The following is a 20,777-nucleotide window of genomic DNA, read 5'->3' on the forward strand; positions in this document are numbered from 1 at the left end:
ATCGACTTGTAACCTTCCTCAACGCGCGGGACCATATCCTGAACCGATTCGCGACCGCAAGAGAAGATAGGCAATCCCCTTAAGGAATAGGTAAGTTGGAGAACACCACAAATACGGTGGATGGCTGGCCCGATTCCGGCCGATTGGCGGGTGTCGATTATGGAACCGTGCGAATCGGCATTGCTTTATGCGATCCCAGCCGCACGTGGACAAGTCCGTTGGAGACGTATACTCGCAAAGGTCTCGAGCCCGATCGCCAATATTTTTTGCGAATCACGAAAGAAAATCAGATTGGTGGCTGGGTTTTGGGACTCCCCATCCACTGCGACGGTCGGGAAAGCGTTAAGTCCAAGGAGGTGCGCGAGTTTGCCAAGTGGCTTCGCGACGAAACCGACCGGCCCGTCCGCTTCATCGATGAACGCTATACCACCGCGTTAGCCAACCGCATGCTGCGCGACTTGGAACTGACCCATAAACAGCGCAAAAAGCAACTCGATAAAATCGCGGCGCATATCATTTTAGAGTCCTATCTCGACTCCACCAAACAACCTTATTTCGAACCTCTACCCCTTGAGGATGTCTGATGACTTTCCGAATTCCCATCGTTCGGTTCCTCGCCTTGGCTGTCCTCACCGTGTTGGGCTTTGACCTTCGCGTCGTCGCCCAAACAGGGCTTGAGAATCCTTCCACGAGTGGAAAAACTGCGTTGAGCAAGCCGCCGAAAGGTTTGTCGACCTACATGGGAAGACGGATTGCGTTGCCGATGAGCTACCACGGCATTCCCTGGCTCAATCGCCCAGAACGAGTCGATGAAGAGAAGCCCAGCGAGATGCTCGAGCAATTAAAGCTCCGCGACGGTATGGTGGTCTGCGATATGGGCTCGGGGGATGGGTACTACACCTTTCAAATGGCGACCCGAGTCGCTCCCACGGGACGCGTCCTGGCCGTCGACATCCAACCGGAAATGCTGCAGGCTCTCTCTCGAAGGATGGAAGACCGGGAGGTTCGCAATATCGACACCATCCTCGGCGAACTGTGGGACCCAAAACTGGAGCCGGAGACGATCGATGTCGTACTCATGGTCGATGTGTACCATGAATTTTCCCACCCCGTCCAGATGCTAGCTGCCATCCGCAAAGCGCTCAAACCGGATGGCGTCGTTGCGCTGGTCGAGTTTCGCGCCGAGGATCCGACGGTGCCGATCAAGCCCGAGCATAAAATGACCAAGGCACAGGCTCTCAAAGAATTCAAAGCCAACGGATTCAAACTCGTCCGTCAATACGATCGTTTGCCCCAGCAACATTTGCTCTTTATGGGCAAGGACAGCGATTGGAAGGAAAGCGATCGGTAGGGATCACCCAGTCAGGTCATCCCTCGAAATTCTAGCTTTGACCGGTGAAGCCTTATCGGGTCGACAGCGCTTGGCGAATGCGATCTTCGAGCGCTGCGATCTCTGGAGTAATCTCTTCCAGCTCGGCAGCATTGTTTCCTTGTTCATGCTTTCGAAACAGAAAGAGATACGTCTCGTTTTGGGGACGGTGGTAATGAAAAAACCACTCGTTCTTTTGACGGATCAAATCGCGATAGTTGGCGAGAGTCGCTGCGTTGGGAGTCTCCTCGAACTGACGACGCCACGAGTCCGGAATCGACAACCCCAACTGCTGAGCCATCTCCATCCCTACCAGCCGATAGCCATCGGGAGTCCAGTAGATCCCGTCGGTCGTTAGCTTTTTGTCGGCGTGGAATTTTTCCAAATCGATGACAGGGAGCTTGAGCTCGACAGCGATGCGTCGCGTCGCCGTGTTGTAGGCGGGCAACTGTTCGTTCCAATATTTTGCGTTGGGCACCGCTGATTCTTCGAACCGTCGAGGGAGGATCAGTGCAATACGCAATTTGCGATCCGCCAATTGCTGGAGAAGTTTGCGGTAGCCCTTTTCGAAGGCATCCAGCCCGGCCGCCCCTTCGCGGCACTCGTTCTCACCGTAGCAGACGATCGCTGCCGTTGCTTTGGCTTTATCCAAATCCCCAAGCAGTCGTTTGAAGCCATCCTCTCGGCCCCCAAAAACACCGCGAGCGTCGCCGAAGACCGTATCACCACTCCATCCGATGTTGCGGAACTTCAAGCTGGGATCGGCGACCGTGAGGACCAGATCGATCCAGTTGGATTGCTGCATCCGCTCGGTGAATCCAGAACCAATCCAAGCGATGGTATCGTTGGCCTGCAAGAATCCCTTCGCGGCCACCACGTCCTCCGCAGGTCCTGCCGTTAGGTTACCAGCAGCGGCACCCAAGAACGGCTCTGCGAACGCTTGACCGGAATCGGAGGGAAGGACCGGAGTGCTAACCAGTGTGGAGGCGAACAAGAAGGCGGCGCTGCCCGCAAAACGAGAAACTGGGCCCGCGAAGCGAGAAACAGTGCGAAGGTGGGGATGCGTCATGATGCTTTCGGTGAGGGGAGGGACGATTCGAGCCATGATCGAACCGAATTCCAAGTATCCCAAGGGAGCGAGAACCAATCAACCAGAAAGTTGCCCACACCGGAAAATCCTCCGATGGCAAATGCGAAGATCCCCCCTGCGATCAGTAGATTCACGGCGGGAAGAAACATCCAACAAAACGGATTCCCCAATCGTCGCAATTCGCTGGTTCCCGTTCTCCAATGGTAAACCAAGTAAACCCAATGGAGCCCAAGTCCAAAACCGAGCATGGCCGACCGCAGAGGGGCAAACAAGAGGACCGAGGGAATCCAGACCAGGAGCGTGGAAAGAGGAAAGGCGTACGGTGCTGCTAAGAGAACCCAATTCCCCTTTCCGAGCCAGCGAACTCGGGACAAGTCCGGTGCGTCCGTTTTCCGTCGAATCGCAACCACCGGGTGGAACAAAAGAGTCGCCACGGCCACTTGGGTGGCATCATGCAGAAGCCGAAAGAGGGTCCGAACCACGCGCGACGATGCAAACGACGTACGGGAAGCGAACAGAATGAGCCCTAGACCGGCAAGAAACATCACCAAATAAACGGGAGAAGCCAGGGACGCATAGAGCCATCGGCCCATGGAAACCAGGGTGATGGGAAGCGTGAGCGTCGCGAGGGTGGCAACCGGCCATTTGGTCCATTCGATCCAGCGATCGACTCGTTTGGAAATCATAGGGTGCTCAGTTTAACGGTTTTGTACCGGTTGGCACCCTCCTGACTCCATCTGACCCTATTGCAAGAGTTACTCCCAAGCCTTTCCCCATTCCCGGATTCAGCCCGTTGGACCTTGGAATTTAGAGCTCAACGGATAAGCTTTGTGACGGTTCCAAGGTTCCGGCTTGCCCAATTCTAAAAAAACGAAAGCACCATGAAGACTATTGAACACGATGTGGTTGTGCTCGGGGGTGGCCCCGGTGGTTACGTCGCCGCCATTCGAGCAGCGCAACTAGGTATGAACGCCGCTTGCATCGACGAGAACAACAAGTTCGGTGGAACCTGCCTCCGCATCGGATGCATCCCGAGCAAAGCGCTTTTGGAATCCAGCCACATCTACCACGACACCAAGGCCGGATTGGGGAATCACGGCGTCGTCGTCGGCCAAGTCCAATTGGATTTGGCTGCGATGATGAAGCGCAAGGACCAGGTCGTACAAACGTTGACCGGCGGGATCGATCTCCTCTTCAAAAAGAATAAAGTCACCGGTTACAACGGTCTCGGGCAGCTCCATGATCCCAACACGGTAGTCGTTCGACTCCTCACCGGCGAAACGGTGATGATCAAGGCAAAGCATGTCATCTTAGCGACCGGTTCTCGCCCCGCCTCCATGCGGGGAGTCGAAGAGGATGGAAACCTTATCGGCAATAGCACGGCCGCCCTCTCTTACCCAGCCGTCCCCGAGAATTTCGTCGTCATCGGCGGCGGATACATCGGACTGGAACTCGGCTCGGTCTGGAACCGATTAGGTAGCAAGGTCATTGTGCTCGAAGCGATGGACCGAATTTTGCCGGGTATGGACAACGAATTGAGCCAAATGGCCCAGCGGATCTTCACGCGTCAAGGTATCGAATTCCGACTCAACTCGTGGGTCGAAAGCGCCAAGGTAGAAAACGGTAAATGCGTCGTCCGATGCAAGGGAGCCGAACCCATCGTATGTGACCGCGTTCTGCTCGCAGCGGGCCGAGTCCCCAACTCCCACAACATAGGCCTTGAAACGGTCGGAATCGAAACGGACAAACGAGGGTTCATCCCCGTCGATTTGTCCACTTATCGCACGGCTGTTCCCAGCATCTACGCCGTGGGAGATTTAATTGGAGGAGCGATGCTCGCGCACAAAGCGATGGAAGAAGCCGTCGTGTGCGTCGAACGGATCGCCGGAATCCACGCCCACTTCAATTACGATTGCATCCCCGCCATCGTTTACACCCACCCTGAGATTGCGACGGTTGGAAAAACCGAAGAGCAACTCAAACAGGCGGGTATCGAATATCGCAAGGGAGTAGGCCCCTACGGTGCGAACGGCCGTGCCAGAACGCTCGGGGATATCGAAGGGCGCGTGAAGATTCTTGCGGATGCGAAGACAGACCGCGTCTTGGGAGTTCACATCATCGGTGCGAGGGCTGGCGATTTGATCGCAGAAGCATCGATTGCGATGGAATACGGCGCCAGCAGCGAGGACATCGCTCGCAGCTGCCACGCCCACCCGACGTTGGCAGAAGTCGTTCACGAAGCGGCGCTCGCCGTCGATGGACGTGCGATCCACTCTGCGTGATTCCTTTCCGATCCAATTGATTTCCACAGACGATAGACAGAATGCCTCGTTACAACCCCGCCGTTATCGAACCCAAGTGGCAAAGCTATTGGGAATCGAACAAAACCTTTCGATGCCCCGAATTGCCCGCCGGTGAGAAGGTCTATGTCCTGGACATGTTCCCTTACCCCAGCGGCGAAGGCCTCCACGTAGGTCACCCAGAGGGGTATACCGCGACCGATATCGTCGCTCGGTATTCCCGAATGCAAGGGAAGACTGTATTGCATCCGATGGGTTACGATGCGTTCGGGCTTCCGGCCGAGGAATATGCGATCCGGACGAATACTCCCCCGCGCGTGAGCACGGAAAAAAACATCGCCAACTTCACACGCCAGTTGAAGATGTTGGGCTTTTCGTACGATTGGGATCGGAGTTTGGCAACGACCGACGTCGCCTATTTCAAGTGGACCCAATGGATCTTCCTGGAGCTCTTCGATACTTGGTTCGATCCGGAGCAGCAAAAAGGACGCCCTATCTCCGAGCTGCCCATTCCCTCGGAGGTGCAATCGGCAGGGGAGCATGCCGTGGCCGTGTACCGCGATCGCCATCGGTTGGCCTACCAAGACGAAGCTCTGGTGAACTGGTGCCCTGGTCTCGGTACGGTGTTAGCCAACGAGGAAGTCATCGATGGTAAGAGCGAGCGAGGAAGCCATCCCGTCCAGCGCATCCCACTGAGACAGTGGATGCTCCGCATTACCGCCTACGGCGATCGGCTATTGAACGATCTTGATGGATTGGATTGGTCTCCGAGCATCAAAAAATTGCAGGCCGACTGGATCGGTCGCAGCACCGGCGCCGAAGTGGACTTTCCCGTTTGCAGCGCAGAGGCATTCGCATCTTGGAAGGCATCCCGCGCAACAAAACCTTTCCCCGAAGTCCAACCCGAAGACTCGATTCGCGTTTACACCACTCGTCCGGACACTCTCTTTGGCGCGACCTATATGGTCGTCGCTCCGGAACATCCACTTGTTAAGAAAATTGTCTCTCCCGCTCAGAAAGAAGCGGTAGACAAGTACTGCGAGGCTGCTGCGTTCAAGAGCGATCGGGACCGTACCGATGGCGACAAAAAGAAGACCGGTGTTTTTTCGGGGGCTTACGCGATCAATCCAGTTACTGGGATTCCAATTCCTGTTTGGATCGCCGACTATGTGTTGATCGGGTACGGAACGGGAGCCATTATGGCCGTCCCTGCCCACGACGATCGCGATTTCGAGTTTGCAACCGCTTATCAATTGCCCGTTGTCTGTGTTGTCCGTCCGGATTCGGCGGGTGATGCATTGCAGAGCATTCTCGACGGAACTGCGTGCTACACCGGTCCTGGCAAAGCGATGAACAGTGGATCGCTCGATGGGCTGGGGACCGACGATGCGAAAGCGAAAATGATTGCGACTCTTTCCGCTTCGGGTATTGCGAAGGGCGCAGTGAACTACAAGCTGCGCGATTGGCTCTTTAGTCGTCAGCGATTCTGGGGCGAACCATTCCCAATCCTGCACGAGCTCGATTCGGCTGGAAATCCGACGGGGCGGATGAGGGGTGTGGATCGCGAGCAACTCCCCGTCGACTTGCCTCAACTCGAGGATTTCAAACCCCATGGTCGCCCTGAACCGCCGTTGGCAAAAGCCGCCGACGAGTGGCTATACGTCACGATCGACGGAAAGCGTTATCGCCGAGAAACGAACACCATGCCGCAGTGGGCAGGGTCCTGTTGGTATTACTTGAGATTCATCGACCCGAACAATGACAAAGCTTTGGTCGATCGCGACAAAGAGCGAGCTTGGATGCCCGTCGATCTCTATGTCGGCGGAGCCGAGCATGCAGTGCTCCACTTACTCTATGCTCGCTTTTGGCATAAAGTCCTTTACGATCGAGGACACGTCTCGCATCCGGAACCGTTTCAGAAGTTGGTAAACCAAGGGATGATCCTAGGTGAAGTGGAATTCACCGGTTATCAAAGAAGCGATTCCACTTGGGTCAGCACCGCATCGATCGAGAAAGGTGAGTCCGGATATGTCGATCGCGCGACGAAGGAACCCGTTCAAGCGGTGAAGGTGGATGAGGCAGCCGTGACCAAATCCGGTGATTGCTTTGTGCTCCTCACCGATGAGTCGATCCGCGTCGATAGCCGAGCCCACAAGATGTCCAAATCGCGCGGGAACGTGATCAATCCTGATTCGGTGGTTTCCGAATACGGTGCCGACTCGCTACGCCTGTACGAAATGTTCATGGGGCCCTTGGAGGCGACCAAGCCGTGGAGCACCAAGGGGGTTAACGGCGTTCGAAATTTCCTCGATCGAGTTTGGCGGCTCATGATCGATACGCAGAGCGATACCAATGCCTTGGTCGACTCGATCCAAGACATCGCGCCGACACCGGAGCAGAATCGCGTCATCCATAGCACGATCATGAACGTCACGCGGGATATCGAATCGCTCGGCGTCAACACACCGATCGCGCGAATGATGGAGTTCGTCAACTTCTTCACAAAGGAAGCTGTTCGACCGAAGAAGGCCATGGAGACTCTCGTATTGCTCTTGGCCCCCTACGCACCCCACATCTCCGAAGAATTGTGGGAAGCGCTCGGGCATGCGACCTCACTCGCCTACGAGCCTTGGCCAGCTTTCGATGAAGCATTGACGAAGGCCAGCGAAGTGGAGGTCCCTTTGCAGATCAATGGCAAGGTTCGCGCGAAAGTGCTTGTCCCTGCCGATGCGACCGGAGAACAGCTCGAAGCAGCCGCGAGGGGACATGAACGGATTCATGAATTGCTCGAAGGAAAGCAGATTGTGAAAGCGATTGTTGTACCGGGACGCATGGTCAATTTCGTCGTCAAGTAACCGCGTTGTTGAATCAGGGAACTCACTATGGCACGGATCTTCATCGATGGCGAAGCGGGAACAACGGGTCTGCAAATCCGTGAACGATTGGTTGAGCTTCCTCAATTTCAATTGGTGAGCATCGACCCTGCCGCGAGAAAAGATCCCCATGTGAAGAAACAGCTATTAGGGGATGTCGACTTTGTCATACTCTGTCTGCATGATGATGCGGCGAGGGAAACGGTGACGCTCGTCGACTCGCTCGCCAACGCAAAACGACCGCGCATCATCGACGCTAGCACGGCCCATCGCGTTGCGGATGGGTGGACCTACGGTTTCCCAGAGCTAGATCGCCAGCAGCCTGAACGGATCCGAGTTTCCGATCGCGTTTCCAATCCGGGATGCTACCCGACCGGCGGAATCGGCCTCACCCGGCCACTCGTTCAAGCCGGTTGGATGCCCAACGATTACCCTCTCGTTGTCCAAGGGTTTAGCGGTTATTCGGGAGGGGGGCGGCAAATGATCGAAGCCTACGAGACGACCGATCCAACTCAAAAAGCTCCCCCCCTCGATGTCTATGGCCTGCAGCTGAAGCACAAGCATGTGCCGGAATTGCAAAAGTACACAGGGTTGACTCGGCGCCCGATATTTTTACCGTCGGTGGGCTCCTTTCACAGCGGTATGATTGTGGAGATTGCCGTCCATTTCGATATGCTGCGGGGCGTTTCCAAGACGAGTCAGCTCGAAGACTGCCTGCGAGAGCATTACGCAGGATGCGAATTTGTGAGCGTCGTTCCGCCTACGGAAAACGGAAGAGTCGAAGCGGAAGCGCTCAATGGAACCAACCGCATGGAGCTCAGCGTCTTCGGAGATGACGTGCTTAAGCAAGCGGTATTGATTGCCAAGCTGGATAATTTAGGGAAAGGGGCAAGCGGTGCCGCTGTCCAAAACCTTCGATTGATGTCGGGCGTCTAAGAATTTCGTCGATTCCTTTCCAACCCAACCAACGCAAATCCGTCCATGCAATCTCCTTCCGAGCTCACCGCAAAAGAACCTTACGACACCATCATTATCGGTGCGGGGATGAGCGGTTTGGCGGCAGGTATTCGATTGGCCCACTACGACCAAAAGGTATGTATTCTCGAGAAGCACTGGACCATTGGCGGATTGAACTCTTTCTACCGACTCAATGGTCGCAACTTCGATGTCGGTCTTCATGCGATGACGAACTTCACGGCGAAGGGAACCAAAAAAGGGCCCTTGGCCAGGCTCCTCAAGCAGCTGAGGTTTCGATGGGAAGATTTCCAGCTCGCCGAGCAATGCGGTTCTCGGATCGCATTTCCCGGCGTGCACTTGGACTTTGACAACGATATCCAACTGCTGCAAACCGAGATCGAGCAAAAATTTCCGAAACAGAAAGACGCGTTTCAGAAACTGCTCGGTCAATTGATCGATTACGACGACCTCAAACAGGAAGACTTTCAGCTCTCCACGCGGGAGATCTTGAACGAGATTCTAAGCGATCCATTGCTGATCGAGATGCTGCTCTGTCCTTTGATGTGGTATGGCAACGCGCGAGAGCATGACATGGATTGGGGACAATTCTGCATCATGTTTCGCAGTATCTTCCTAGAGGGATTTGCCCGCCCCTTTAAAGGAGTTCGGTTGATCTTGAAACATTTGGTTCGCCGCTATCGGGAGCTTGGGGGCGAACTGCGTCTGCGAAGCGGAATTGCAAAAATTTGCGTCGAAGAGGGGCGTGCCGTCGGGGTCGAGTTGGAAGACGGAACCCAACTGCGGGCGAGGCGAATTCTATCCAGTGCTGGGATTGTCGAGACGATGCGGCTTTGCGAGGACCGTTCGGTCGTCGAGGTAGCGACTGCGGGCGAGATGACATTTATCGAATCGATCTCGGTCCTAGATCGGCAGCCCCGCGATATTGGCTTTGACAAAACGATCGTGTTCTACAACGACTCAGACACCTTCCATTGGACGAAACCCACGACGGAGATGTGCGATATTCGTACAGGAGTCATCTGCTCCCCCAACAATTACGACTACACACCTGATGACGGACAACTGGAAGCCGGTTTGATGCGATTGACCACGATCGCCGACTTCCAGCGATGGTCCTCGTTAAATGAGGAAGAATACCGCCGAGCCAAATATCGTTGGTACGACGAGTCCGTCGCGTCTGCTGTTCGGTTTATCCCTGACTTTAGAAGAAACGTTGTCGACAGCGATATTTTCACTCCGAAAACCATTCGACGATTCACGTCTCACGATAATGGCGCCGTCTATGGAGCGCCCGTCAAACAACTGGATGGTACAACGCGGCTGAAGAACTTGTATTTGTGCGGCACCGACCAAGGCTTCGTGGGGATCGTCGGCGCCATCGTGAGCGGCATATCGATGGCCAACCAACACTGTCTTCGCGAGATCGCGTCGTAGGCGACCTTGTTAGACTTTAACGGTTTTGCCGTTTCACTTCCTTATCAATTCAAAAAAAACGCCTGCAGAATCAAGCTGGAACGCAAAGGATGCCGATTCGTCGGGCAGAGTGTAAGGGTTCTTCTGCCCTTTCAAGGCGTCACGGTCGATCGAGCGTTCCATGGATTCACAAGAAGCATTCCTGCGACAAGAGGTTGAGTCAGCGACTCCAGCGAAGCTGAGATTTCTGCTGCTTCAGAAGGCTCATGGACTCTCTCTTGTAGTCCAAGACCTGTGGAAACAGGACAAACCTGCCGAGGCGGACCAATGGGTCTTGCGAATTCAGGACATCATCACGGAATTGCTTGCAGGTGTTGTCGATCCCAAACATGAGTTGGCCCAAATCACGACAGACCTCTACGTCTTTATGTCGAAGTTGATTGCTGCCGTCGTGATCGAACGGGACGTGGAAGCGATGCAGAACGTTTCCGAAATCTTGGAGATCGAAATGGAAACATGGGCGATGTTCGTTCGCAAAGAAGCGATCGAAAGCAGCGGAGGGATGGTGCCCCCGCCCCATTTCCAGTCTACGCAGTCGTCGTACGAAGAATCGACTTCGTCGTTCTCGTTTCAGGCTTAACGCCGGCCAGTAGGCTTCCACAAAAGAAGCGTTACACGACTTACGGTGCTCCCTCTTCCTCTTCGATTCTGGGGAATATGCCTGTATCGGGGTTCGGTGCAGGGGGAAGTTCCGATGCCTTGGCGTGGAGCAGGACCAGCGTTCGCTTTTTCGTCTGCGTTGTCGCGGGTGCGATGGTGAGTCGACTTTTGTCTTGATCGGTCCATCCGATCGCGATGCACTCTCCTCGACCTAGCGGATATTGACTAGCGACCAATTCGAGCATACTACCGAGATACAAATCTTCGAATTTTTCATCGCCATGCCATTTGGTTCCATCGGCGCGCAGCACATCTGGCCTCTTTAAAATGGGGTTTTGATCCCAGTTCGGATGCCACCGTTCGACTTTTTCTCCCTCGAACCATTGCACCTCTGCGGATTCACCGGTCGCTAAGTCCCCGATCCAACCGATTTGTAGTTCCCCTCGTTGACTCAGTCGAAGGACCGCCAAATCCAACAAGGGAATTTGCATACTGTTGGTCCAGCGGACGTCACTTTCGTCATCTTGAAACGATGCTTGAAAGCCTCCCCCTAGATCGACCACCTCTTCGGTTTGCAGCAATCCTGTCGTATTGGATAGGACCGAATGATTCTGCAATCCACTCGCTTCGGAATCCGCGTACGTGTAGGGGACTTTCGAAGTCACGATCCGGCGCGAGAAGGGGGCATCGTTTTTGGGAGGCAACATGGGAGTAACGATCCCGATGTCCTCGTCGTACTGGGCTTTGTACTGGGTGGACAAGGACGTGTAGAGGGCGGTGTAACTGGAGAGAACGCCTCTCGGATGTTTGGCATGGGCTTCGAGAATCCCATAGGTCTGCTGGCTTCTCGAGAATCCGACGTCTAATTGAACACTCCGGGCCACAACAAACGCGCCGAGGATCGAGATGATCGGTGCGGCCACCCAAGCTAGTTCGACCCGCCCGACCAGTCGGAAGACCAACCAGTTCAGCGGAACGAGAACGATGAGGTACCCGACCAGCAACTTGATCACCGTTTCTAACCGCGGGACACTAATCCCCGAGGCTTCTTGCAATCCCGTGCGAGCGGCGAGCACGATTTCGGAATCCGGATTCCAGGCTCCCAGACTCGTCTTCTTCGACGCAGGAAACCGCGCCGATTGATCGTTCACCGTGTCAGCCGGCTTGGGATTGGTCATCATGGAGATATCCAGATCGCGAGCCCAAATTCTCAATCGGGTAGAGTGAAGTGGGTTCATCTCGGTACCTTGCAAGGAACCGGCATAAAGAGTGTCGATATCGGGAGCCGGGGAAAAGGTTCGTGAGGGCTTTCGCAAGACTGCGTTGTGGATCAGTGAATCGTACGAGGGCCACCGCACAAACGAACTGTCCGACATAGGGAATGTTGTCATCACCACGCGCCCTTGTCCTACTAGTCGTTCGGCAACCAACCCTTCCAGGGACCCGATCCATGAACTCGACTCGGTGAGATCGCCAGCCAGCTTGGAAAGAGTTCGGTCGGCCTGGAAAGGAACCAATGGATCGCCAGCACGGCGGATCGTCCATTTGGAATTGAGTCGAGAAGTATCGTCGTCCGTCCAAGCCGTGGTGGAGGTGTTTTGGATCGGAGCAAACTCTTTGAAGAAGGAGCCATCGATGCCACCCACCGCATCGGGGCCATTGATCACGACGGTTCCACCAAAATGGAGCCAATCGAGCAGTGCATCTTGTTGTTCACGGGACAGGAGGGATGGAGAGGCATCGTTGATCACGATGTGAGATGTGGACGTCATCGCGAAGAATCGGCTTGGGAATTGACCTGCAATTTCGTCTTCGTCGAGATCATACACTTTGTGAGGGGCAAATCGTTCGTTCGTCAATCGCGCGGTCGATGGCCAAAACATGCAGGGCAACCCGCGCCAAAAAAGATAACGAGAAGGATCTGCGCTCAGAGTAATCAAGTTGTATTGGTATCCGTCGAGCAGACGGGATGGAAATTCCTCCAGATACACCGGTACACCACTTCGCCGTTCCGTGTACGCGATTCCCAGATACGACGGAGTGCTAGTTGCGGTTGTATCGATCTCCCCTTCGTTGTTTACAGGGACGTCAGGCTGAAAGAACATCAAACGGATGTTCTTCGATTGGCCTCGAGCGAGCGATAGGTTTCGTTGGAAGTCAAGGGGCGCGTAGCCGGGGTAAATGGGGACCGGTTTGCGATCGCGGTCATAGATCATCAAACTGGCTGCCAGCGATTCGTCTTCTTCATTGGCCGTCAGCTTTTGGTTGGCCTGGTACCAATGACCTGGCTTGAGAAACATGCCCACCGTTTCGCGTGCATAAGGAATGGCACGCATCTCGTCTCGGTCCAGCCGTTTTGATTTCTTGTTATCCTCTTCGTTGGTGGACAGAGAATTCGCCCCAGGGGTGCAACCGCGACATCCCACAAAGAGAATCAGAAGTAGAATCCAAGCGAACGAGGCAGGGCGACGGGTCATCGAAGGCCTATGGAACTATTGGGAAACGATCAAAACGAGAGCCGCAGGTGCGAACCATCCACGAGGAGCCCACTATTATAGAGGAGCCCTGTATTGTAAACGATTTCCTAATCACTGCTTTTTTGACGAGCGATCCTCGGCAGATGCCGCAGGCCAAGCACCCAATATCGCAAAGGACGATCGCAAAGGACGATCGCAAAGGACGATCGAAAAGGACGATCGAAAAGGACCTTGAAATTGCTGCTAAGAGAGGGCTCGTTGGTAGAGGTCGAACATGTCGGCCTCTGTGACCGATCGAGGATTGAAGCCGGCAGTCCACTGTTTGATGGCACCCGCGGCGAGCATTTGCACGAGCGATTCTGCTTGGTTGTTGTCGCTCGGCCAACCGTCTAACTGTGACAAAGTGGTCGCGAGACCGGCCTCGCTGAGCCAGTTGGTCATTTGCACTGCAAGCTGTTCGGCGGCCGGGATAGCTTGTGAGCCCGGAGTTGATGCATTTTTCATCAACGTTTCATAGCGATCTCCGACAACCGAGCTATTGAACCGGATCACATGGGGCATCATCAATCCGACCGCTTGCCCGTGAGGGGTCCCCAGATTTGCGGTGAGGGGATTGGCGAGCGCGTGGGCTGCTCCCAACATGGACGCCTCGATTGCCATCCCTGCGAATGCCGCACCCAGGAGCATATCCCCGCGAGCTTGCAAATCCATGGGATGGTGAATGACTCGGGAGAATCCGGCGGTCAACCTCCGCCAAGCTTCCAACGAGTAACACTCCGACATGGGATTGCGTCGATTGCAGACGAATGTTTCGAGCGCGTGGGTCAGCGCATCGATCCCGGTCAAAGCGGTGACGCGGGCAGGTTGCGTCAGGGTCAAAACCGGGTCGAGCATTGCAATACGGCACGCAGCACGCGGGTCGCCACAAGCCATCTTCACGTGGGTTTCGGGGTCGCTGATCAACGCAAAGGATTGGGTTTCACTCCCCGTTCCGGCCGTCGTAGGAATGGCGATCATTGGCAGCAAAGGTCCCGTTGCCTTCCCAACCCCCCAATAGTCGTGGATTCTTCCCCCGCAGGAATAGATGAAATTGATCCCTTTCGCACAGTCCATACTGGAACCGCCGCCGAGTCCTACGATCAAATCGGGACGGAAAGACTTCGCCACGCGCACCCCTTCGTCCACATGGCGGGTGGAGGGGTTCTCGGTGAAGTCATGGAACCCGACCACTTGCAAGTCGGCGTTTTGTAAGCTTTCACGCCCCCGGTCAAAGATCCCTGCTTGCACGACTCCCGGATCGCTAACCAAAAGGACTTTCGTGCTGTCCATATCCTTTGCTAGCACACCGAGTTGATCGATACTGTTGGCGCCGAAAAGAATGCGTGGGCGAAGTTGGTAATCGAATGCCTGCATTGATTCTGTTGGGTTAGCGAAATCGCTTGGAGGCGATGGGGAAGCGACGACCGAGGCGGGAAAGGAGAGGGAGAGGGCTCGACCATTCTACCTTAACGGAACAGTTTACCAAAACCACCACCCTCCGGTTGTAAGAGTCGTGCAGTAGCCGATTCTTCGCATGAATTCTATGAAGAACAGTGTCCGATAACGATGGCGAGTACCCGTTCACGGAAGAACCAACTCAACCCGCTCTCCCGGGATTGTAGCCAGCTGTTCGACCGTGAGCTTTATAGGAGATTGGCCATACAGGTTCGGCCGTTTCCAACGCTATAGCGTTCCGTTCGTTCAGGATAGGAGTTCCAGAACTATGAAATTAAGCAAAGTAGCGCTTTCTGCAATGATTGCAGGCGCTTGCTTAGGGGGAACGGCCTTCGGTCAAAGCAACCGAACTGCTCCTCGCTATTACCCAGCTTCTTACTACAGCTACAACGAAGATGGAGCCGCAACACAAGCTCCAGCTCCGATCACATCTGCTAGCGATGCTGAAAAGTCCAGTGCACCAGCACCGATCGCCTCGTCCGCTTGCTGCGATAACTCGCCAGCATGCGATGTGGCTGCGATTTGCGATGGCAAATCCAGCTGCGACGGACTGGGCGGCTGCGACAACTCGTCGTGCGGAAGCTGTTTTGGTGGCGGTCTCCTCGGAGATTGCTGCATCGGCGAGCCATGGAAATTGTTCCCATGCGGGATCGCCGGATTGAATGTGGGCGGGTGGACCAGCGTTGGGTACCACTCCCATCAAAACCCATTCAGCTTCAACACCTACGACAGCCGAGTTCAGTTGGGCCAGCAATGGTTCTTCGCTGAAAAGATTGCTGACGGAAGCGAAGGCCTCGGGTTCGGTGGACGTATCGACTACGTATACGGTACCGATGCTCCTGACACCCAAGCGTTCGGGACCCCAGGTCGCTTCGACGATTCGTGGGACAACGGCGGTGCTTACGGGCATTCGCTGCCACAAGTTTACGGCGAAGTCGCTTCCGGTGATTTGAGCATGAAGATCGGTCGCTTCTTCACGATCGTCGGGAACGAAGTTGTCGGTGCAACCGGTAACTTCTTCTACAGCCGTCAGTTCACGTTCTACAATGCAGAGCCCTTCACCCACACCGGTGCTTTGGGAACCTACAACGTAGACGATGACACTCAGCTCTATGGCGGATACGTCATGGGTTGGGACAGCGGCTTCGATGACAACGGTGATGCGTATCTGAGCGGTTTCAAGCGAGTTGTCAGCGACGATTTGACGGTTGTTTACTCGTCGGCTCTTGGACGCTTCGGCGATCGTACCGATCCTCGCGAACGAGGTGGTGTGCACAGCTTGATTCTGACCGCTGGTTTGACCGAGAAGTTGACCTACATCAACCAAACGGACGTTCTCTTCACACGGAACGTATCGGGCGCTGCTCACCGAAACACCTTCGGTAACATCCACTACTTGATTTACCAACTCAATGATTGCGTTTCCTTGGGACAACGCTTCGAGTGGTTCAACTACGGTGGCGAGGGCTTCAGCGCTGGCAGCAACCGATTCGCAGGTAACTCGAACAACGATCTGTACAACTACACGGTCGGTGTAAACTATCGCCACAACGCGAACCTCATGTTCCGACCTGAAGTTCGCTGGGTTTGGGATAAAGCCAACTACGGCTTCAACGAGAATGCTGATTCCAGCCAAGCTGCCTTTGGCGGTGACATGGTCTTCACGTTCTAAACGAACTTGTTGAAAATCGTTCTCTTGAACGACAACATCCAACGACACACCTCGCGTCAAGCGAGGTGTGTTCGTTTCAACAGAGCCCATTCACGAGGCCGAGATTTCTGTCGAGCGACCGTTCTTGCGAAACGAATGGATATCCAATCCCAATCGTACGATCGCTTTATGAAGGCCTTGCCGGGTAATACCCGCTGCTTTCGCGGCTTGCGACACGTTGCCTTGGTACTGGGCGAGCAAGCCCTCGAGATAGAGCTTTTCGCTTTGAGTGTGCTGACCGTGCCAGCTGGGTAGGTCGCGTTGCCGTGTCGGGGCTGTTTGCCCGATTCCATGCGTCATGGAGGCATTGGTTGCGACCTGTTTTGACAGCGCCGCGGCAATATCAGTCGAATAGATCGTTTGACGTTCTGCCAAACACACACAACGCTCGATCGTATTCTGAAGCTCGCGCACATTTCCGGGCCAACTGTAGTTTCGCAAGGCTTCGATGGCGGTCGGATGCAACATCCACTTGGACCTGCGGTCTCGCTGCGAAATGCGATCTAGAAAATGCTGGGCGAGCATTTCGATATCGTCGATACGGTCTCGCAATGGGGGAGGCACGACCTCCAACACGGACAGGCGGTAGTACAAGTCGAGTCGAAACTTTCCTTTCGAGACCTCTGCCGATAGATCGCGGTTGGTGGCCGCGATGACACGCGTGTCGACACGCATCTCTTCGGTTCCACCCAATGGAATGAATGTACCAAACTGCAGGACCCGTAGAAGCTTCGCCTGCATCGGCAACGGCAACTCGCCGATCTCATCCAGGAACACGGTTCCTCGATCTCCCTGCGCTAACAATCCAACCTTATCCGCAGTCGCGCCAGTGAACGATCCTTTCACGTGACCAAACAGCGTCGACTCGATAAGACTTTCTGGAATCGAAGCGCAGTCGATGGTGATATACGGTTGGTTCGACCGCAAACTTGCTTGATGGATCTCGCGCGCGATCAACTCTTTACCCGTCCCACTTTCACCACGGATAAGGACTGTTGCGTTGGAGTGGGACACGCGATCGAGCCATGCTTTCAACTCTCGCATGGCAATACTTTCCCCTAAGATTTCTCGGTAAGCGCTACCACTGGGTTCCTGCGTCGAACCCTGGCTGGGCAATGCCCGATGGATCGAATGAAGCAGATCAGCAAGCTCAAAAGGTTTTAGGAAGTAATCGTGTATTCCAAGCCGAATTCCTTCAATCGCACTGGGCAATGTCGGTCTTCCTGTAACCACGAGGAACGGCGTGTGTGCAAACCGTTTACGGCATGCCTGCAGCAACTCCAAATCGCGATTGCCTGGCATGTCCAAATCCGCAATGATGACATGAAATTCATGCGTTTCCAATGCACGCAACGCAGCATGGCCGTCCGTAACATAGGTCACTTGATAACCGTGGTTTCGCAAATAACGCGAAGTGGTTTCACCGAATAACGGCTCGTCGTCCGCCAATAGAATGGATGAAAGTGAATTCACTGCAATCGACCTTTTCCTTTGACTTCATTACATACTGATTTTGTTGGAAAGCTCGGTGATACGTGTACCACAGGGAGCTCGATAACGAAGGTGGCTCCTCCTCCAACAGTCCCCTGCGCATCGATGAATCCGCCCATGGCCGTCGCAAGACTCTGCGAAATCGCCAACCCCAATCCCGTCCCCTCCTTCTCTCGACCTTGCTTGGTCGTGAAGAAAGGTTCAAACAAACGAGGGAGCATGTCGGCCGGGATCCCGTGACCATGATCTCGGACGCGAATCCTGAGCCGTTCGGTTTCATGGCTATCCAATTCGATCTCAATCTCTCCCCCATCCTTCGAGGCTTGGACCGCGTTGAGTAGAACGTTGTAGAGAATTTGCCTTAGCTCCTGCTCGAAACAGACAACCCAACACGCTTGGGGCCAATGGATTCGCACGAAGTTCGGTTTGCGAGAAACGTAATGCGTCTCAATCAACACGATGACCTCATGGATCGTCTTTAGTAAATCGAACGAATCCGGGGGAGAAAGGTTAGGCCTGTAAAGCTGATAAAGTTGTCGGAGAATACGAATAATTCGTTCGATCTCGTTGTCGACAAGGCGAAACATCTCCAGCGCATCATCCGAAAGTTGGTTTTCGTCTTGGATCAGTCGTATTGCATTCTTGATTCCCGCCATCGGGTTATTGATCTCATGCGCTACTTTCGCGGCGATTACACCCAAGGCCGCTAGCTTCTCGTTTTGCATCTGCTTATTTCGAAGCTCCACAATCTGCGAAGCTCTCGCCTGGGCCAGTTCTTCCAATTGAATGTTGTATCGCGTCTTCTCTTCTTCCAAGGCCTTTCGATCGCAGATATCTCGCATGCTCATGCGAACCCCAATCCGTTCCCCTTCGCCCGCAACTAGAGGTTGCCAAGATACTGCGAACCAATGCAAACTGCCGTCTTTTTTCACAATCCTGAATTCGCGGTCGTTTCCAGAACCGCCCTGTACCGCGTTATCCAAAATGGATTGCATCTTAGATCGATCAAGCTCGGCCACAATCTCTAAAGGATACTCGCGCATCCCAAGACACTCCGCCATCGTGAAGCTGGTAAGACGCTCCACCGCGGGATTCACCCATACCAATTTTCCACCCAAATCGAGCCAGGATTCCCAGTCGTAGGTGCAGTCCGCCACGAATCGAAAGATCTCCCGCTGTGCTCGCTTCGACAACGACTCATACGAGAAAGTATTCATGGCGGGGATCTGCGTTGCGGGGGGGAGGAAGGACTCCACATTGTACCGAAGTCCACATACGAAACCATATCGAACAACTGAAATGGATGGGTGAACAAACCATGTCACCGAAGACAGTAACTGTAGTTGACGGCGTAAAGTGTGTTTGGCGGTTCAAGAGGCAGCTGCGGCACATCCGCATAGCTGACCAGAGTCCATACCTCAAAAAAAATCGAATCGCAACAACCCTCAACGCGTCGCGATTTACCAGGGTATTCGACACGATTTCTTCAACATGAATCCTTGTACTATCCACCATTTTAAAACGGACACCTCCGCTTTCTGCCGTTCGGTATCCCAGTTGCGATGAAGACGTCTCATAAAGCGAATGTAAGTTGCTTCGCTAAGAACGGAACATGCGAAACAAGAGGAGAGTTACTATGAGGACGATTCGTATTATCGTCGCAGCAGTTGTTGCAACAGGGATGTTGTCGATTGTCGCTCCCGCGGACGCGAAAGTAAGGGACCCCATTTCCAGGAAAACCCAGCCAGAAAAGGGGTTCTTTGAGAGCAAATCGACAGCTTCCGCAAGAAGCCAAAGTCGCGTATCGCAGCCCAGAGCGATCGTGTCACAGCCCAAAGCGACCACATCGCAGCCCAAAGTGCTCAAGGCGCGGGCTTGGAGCCCATGGTTCCGATAGGCCTATCTATCTAAACACGAACGGCAAGAGGGCTTGGTATTACACCAAGCTCTTTTCGTTTCAAGAACTGCTCATTCCGCGCGAAAGGGATACCAGCTAAACGCGTTGCAAGACGAGGATCGTGTCGCATGCGTTCGAATTCAACTTCTGCGCCGAGTCGATGTCGTACCAGAAGTCATGAACGCCTGCGATTTTGAGTTTGGGGCATTTGGCCAACAAACTCTTGAGCTGATCGACCGTATAGATTCGCAATGTGATGTGATCGGCCAAACGGAACGATTCCTCTTTCTTCTTCACAAGCATCGAGATGCGAAGCTTCTCCAGCCGAGTCTTCATGCTCGTTTCCACGACGGTCAATGCATAGTAGATCGACATGTCATCGGTCTTCGCAGTCCATCGCTCCGTCCCCCACAAATCCCCTCCGCGGGGGAGCAAGTGCAACGATAGGACGAACACGCCACCAGGCTTCAAGTGATCCGCAACACAGTTCAAGTGAGCAAGTGCAGCCTCTTCGGTTTCCAAATGTCGAAAAGTGTTGATTGCGTTGACAACCGCGTCAAAGGGTTTGTCAAAGTGGAATTGGGTCATATCCCCTACGACCAACTCCGCTCGGCACCCTTCCTTGTCCAGTTTCGATTGGCAATAGTCGAGCGAGGTTGGGTTGAGATCCAACCCCGTCATCGCAAATCCCCGCTTTGCCATATCGCAGATGAGCCTTCCAGATCCACATCCCGTCTCCAATACCCGCTCGACTGGGAACGGAACATACTTATCGAAGACATTCATCAAGAAGCGAGACTCGGTGGGGGTCTCCTCGAGAAACCCCAACTCATACAACTCCGGATAGTCGTACCAAGACCGAATCGTCTCTGTTTTTACTTTGGTCGCCGTTCCTTTTTTTGTCGTTGTACTCTTCTTCGAAGAGGTCTTTGCAGCGGTTGCAGCAGTCGTCTTGGCCAAAACTCAAACTCCATCAATTAGAAATATAAAATTCGTATACCAGATCATCCATTGGGAACACACA

General features: G+C 54.2%; 16 protein-coding genes. 9 read left to right on the forward strand and 7 right to left on the reverse strand.

What is annotated here, in order from left to right; genetic code table 11:
- Positions 1–95: 95 nt before the first annotated feature.
- Positions 96–584, forward strand: coding sequence for a Holliday junction resolvase RuvX (gene ruvX / locus SH467x_RS04985; protein ID WP_482370187.1), 489 nt, complete (start codon positions 96–98; stop codon positions 582–584).
- Positions 584–1,351: a class I SAM-dependent methyltransferase gene (locus tag SH467x_RS04990; RefSeq protein ID WP_482370188.1), complete on the forward strand. Its 768-nt coding sequence runs from the start codon at positions 584–586 to the stop codon at positions 1,349–1,351. Before ruvX ends, SH467x_RS04990 begins: the two co-directional genes overlap by 1 nt.
- A 52-nt stretch (positions 1,352–1,403) precedes the next feature.
- Here SH467x_RS04990 and SH467x_RS04995 read toward each other — a convergent pair whose 3' ends face one another.
- Both SH467x_RS04995 and SH467x_RS05000 read right to left on the reverse strand, forming a co-directional pair.
- Positions 1,404–2,474 (reverse strand): GDSL-type esterase/lipase family protein, encoded by a 1,071-nt coding sequence (locus SH467x_RS04995; RefSeq protein WP_482370189.1) that lies wholly within the window; start codon positions 2,472–2,474, stop codon positions 1,404–1,406.
- Positions 2,435–3,145 carry a hypothetical protein gene (locus SH467x_RS05000; RefSeq protein ID WP_482370190.1) on the reverse strand — a complete coding sequence of 237 codons (711 nt, stop codon included), beginning with the start codon at positions 3,143–3,145 and terminating at the stop codon, positions 2,435–2,437. The genes SH467x_RS04995 and SH467x_RS05000 overlap by 40 nt, the downstream gene beginning before the upstream one ends.
- A 195-nt stretch (positions 3,146–3,340) precedes the next feature.
- On the opposite strand from SH467x_RS05000, the gene lpdA reads away from it, so the two are divergent.
- The 5 genes from lpdA to SH467x_RS05025 all read left to right on the forward strand — a co-directional run bounded on the left by lpdA (position 3,341) and on the right by SH467x_RS05025 (position 10,663).
- Positions 3,341–4,741, forward strand: coding sequence for a dihydrolipoyl dehydrogenase (gene lpdA, locus SH467x_RS05005; protein WP_482370191.1), 1,401 nt, complete (start codon positions 3,341–3,343; stop codon positions 4,739–4,741).
- A gap of 41 nt (positions 4,742–4,782) precedes the next feature.
- Positions 4,783–7,614, forward strand: coding sequence for a leucine--tRNA ligase (leuS, locus tag SH467x_RS05010; RefSeq protein ID WP_482370192.1), 2,832 nt, complete (start codon positions 4,783–4,785; stop codon positions 7,612–7,614).
- A 27-nt stretch (positions 7,615–7,641) separates the two neighbouring features.
- Entirely contained in the window at positions 7,642–8,568 is a 927-nt protein-coding gene (argC, locus tag SH467x_RS05015; RefSeq protein ID WP_482370193.1) for an N-acetyl-gamma-glutamyl-phosphate reductase, read from the forward strand.
- A gap of 45 nt (positions 8,569–8,613) precedes the next feature.
- Complete coding sequence (locus tag SH467x_RS05020; RefSeq protein WP_482370194.1) at positions 8,614–10,044, forward strand: phytoene desaturase family protein; 1,431 nt, start codon at positions 8,614–8,616, stop codon at positions 10,042–10,044.
- A 160-nt stretch (positions 10,045–10,204) separates the two neighbouring features.
- A complete protein-coding gene (locus tag SH467x_RS05025; protein ID WP_482370195.1) occupies positions 10,205–10,663 on the forward strand; it encodes a flagellar export chaperone FliS in 459 nt (152 codons plus the stop codon).
- A 40-nt stretch (positions 10,664–10,703) separates the two neighbouring features.
- Here the strand turns inward: SH467x_RS05025 and SH467x_RS05030 are convergent, their stop codons facing one another.
- Both SH467x_RS05030 and SH467x_RS05035 read right to left on the reverse strand, forming a co-directional pair.
- A complete protein-coding gene (locus SH467x_RS05030) occupies positions 10,704–13,160 on the reverse strand; it encodes a hypothetical protein (RefSeq protein WP_482370196.1) in 2,457 nt (818 codons plus the stop codon).
- A 243-nt stretch (positions 13,161–13,403) separates the two neighbouring features.
- On the reverse strand, positions 13,404–14,573 hold the full coding sequence (locus SH467x_RS05035) for an iron-containing alcohol dehydrogenase (RefSeq protein WP_482370197.1): 1,170 nt from the start codon (positions 14,571–14,573) through the stop codon (positions 13,404–13,406).
- A gap of 349 nt (positions 14,574–14,922) precedes the next feature.
- Here SH467x_RS05035 and SH467x_RS05040 point away from each other — a divergent pair, with 349 nt between their 5' ends.
- Positions 14,923–16,326: an outer membrane beta-barrel protein gene (locus SH467x_RS05040; RefSeq protein ID WP_482370198.1), complete on the forward strand. Its 1,404-nt coding sequence runs from the start codon at positions 14,923–14,925 to the stop codon at positions 16,324–16,326.
- A 90-nt stretch (positions 16,327–16,416) separates the two neighbouring features.
- On the opposite strand, the gene SH467x_RS05045 is transcribed toward SH467x_RS05040, so the two are convergent.
- Positions 16,417–17,838 (reverse strand): sigma-54-dependent transcriptional regulator, encoded by a 1,422-nt coding sequence (locus SH467x_RS05045; RefSeq protein WP_482370199.1) that lies wholly within the window; start codon positions 17,836–17,838, stop codon positions 16,417–16,419.
- A complete protein-coding gene (locus SH467x_RS05050) occupies positions 17,835–19,073 on the reverse strand; it encodes a two-component system sensor histidine kinase NtrB (RefSeq protein WP_482370200.1) in 1,239 nt (412 codons plus the stop codon). The genes SH467x_RS05045 and SH467x_RS05050 overlap by 4 nt, the downstream gene beginning before the upstream one ends.
- A 419-nt stretch (positions 19,074–19,492) precedes the next feature.
- On the opposite strand from SH467x_RS05050, the gene SH467x_RS05055 reads away from it, so the two are divergent.
- Positions 19,493–19,753 carry a hypothetical protein gene (locus SH467x_RS05055; protein WP_482370201.1) on the forward strand — a complete coding sequence of 87 codons (261 nt, stop codon included), beginning with the start codon at positions 19,493–19,495 and terminating at the stop codon, positions 19,751–19,753.
- Positions 19,754–19,849: 96 nt separating this feature from the next.
- Here the strand turns inward: SH467x_RS05055 and SH467x_RS05060 are convergent, their stop codons facing one another.
- Positions 19,850–20,713, reverse strand: coding sequence for a class I SAM-dependent methyltransferase (locus SH467x_RS05060; RefSeq protein WP_482370202.1), 864 nt, complete (start codon positions 20,711–20,713; stop codon positions 19,850–19,852).
- Positions 20,714–20,777 lie beyond the last annotated feature (64 nt).

Source organism: Brakhagea slesvicensis, assembly GCF_052161625.1.
GTDB lineage: Bacteria > Planctomycetota > Planctomycetia > Pirellulales > Pirellulaceae > JBKCUI01.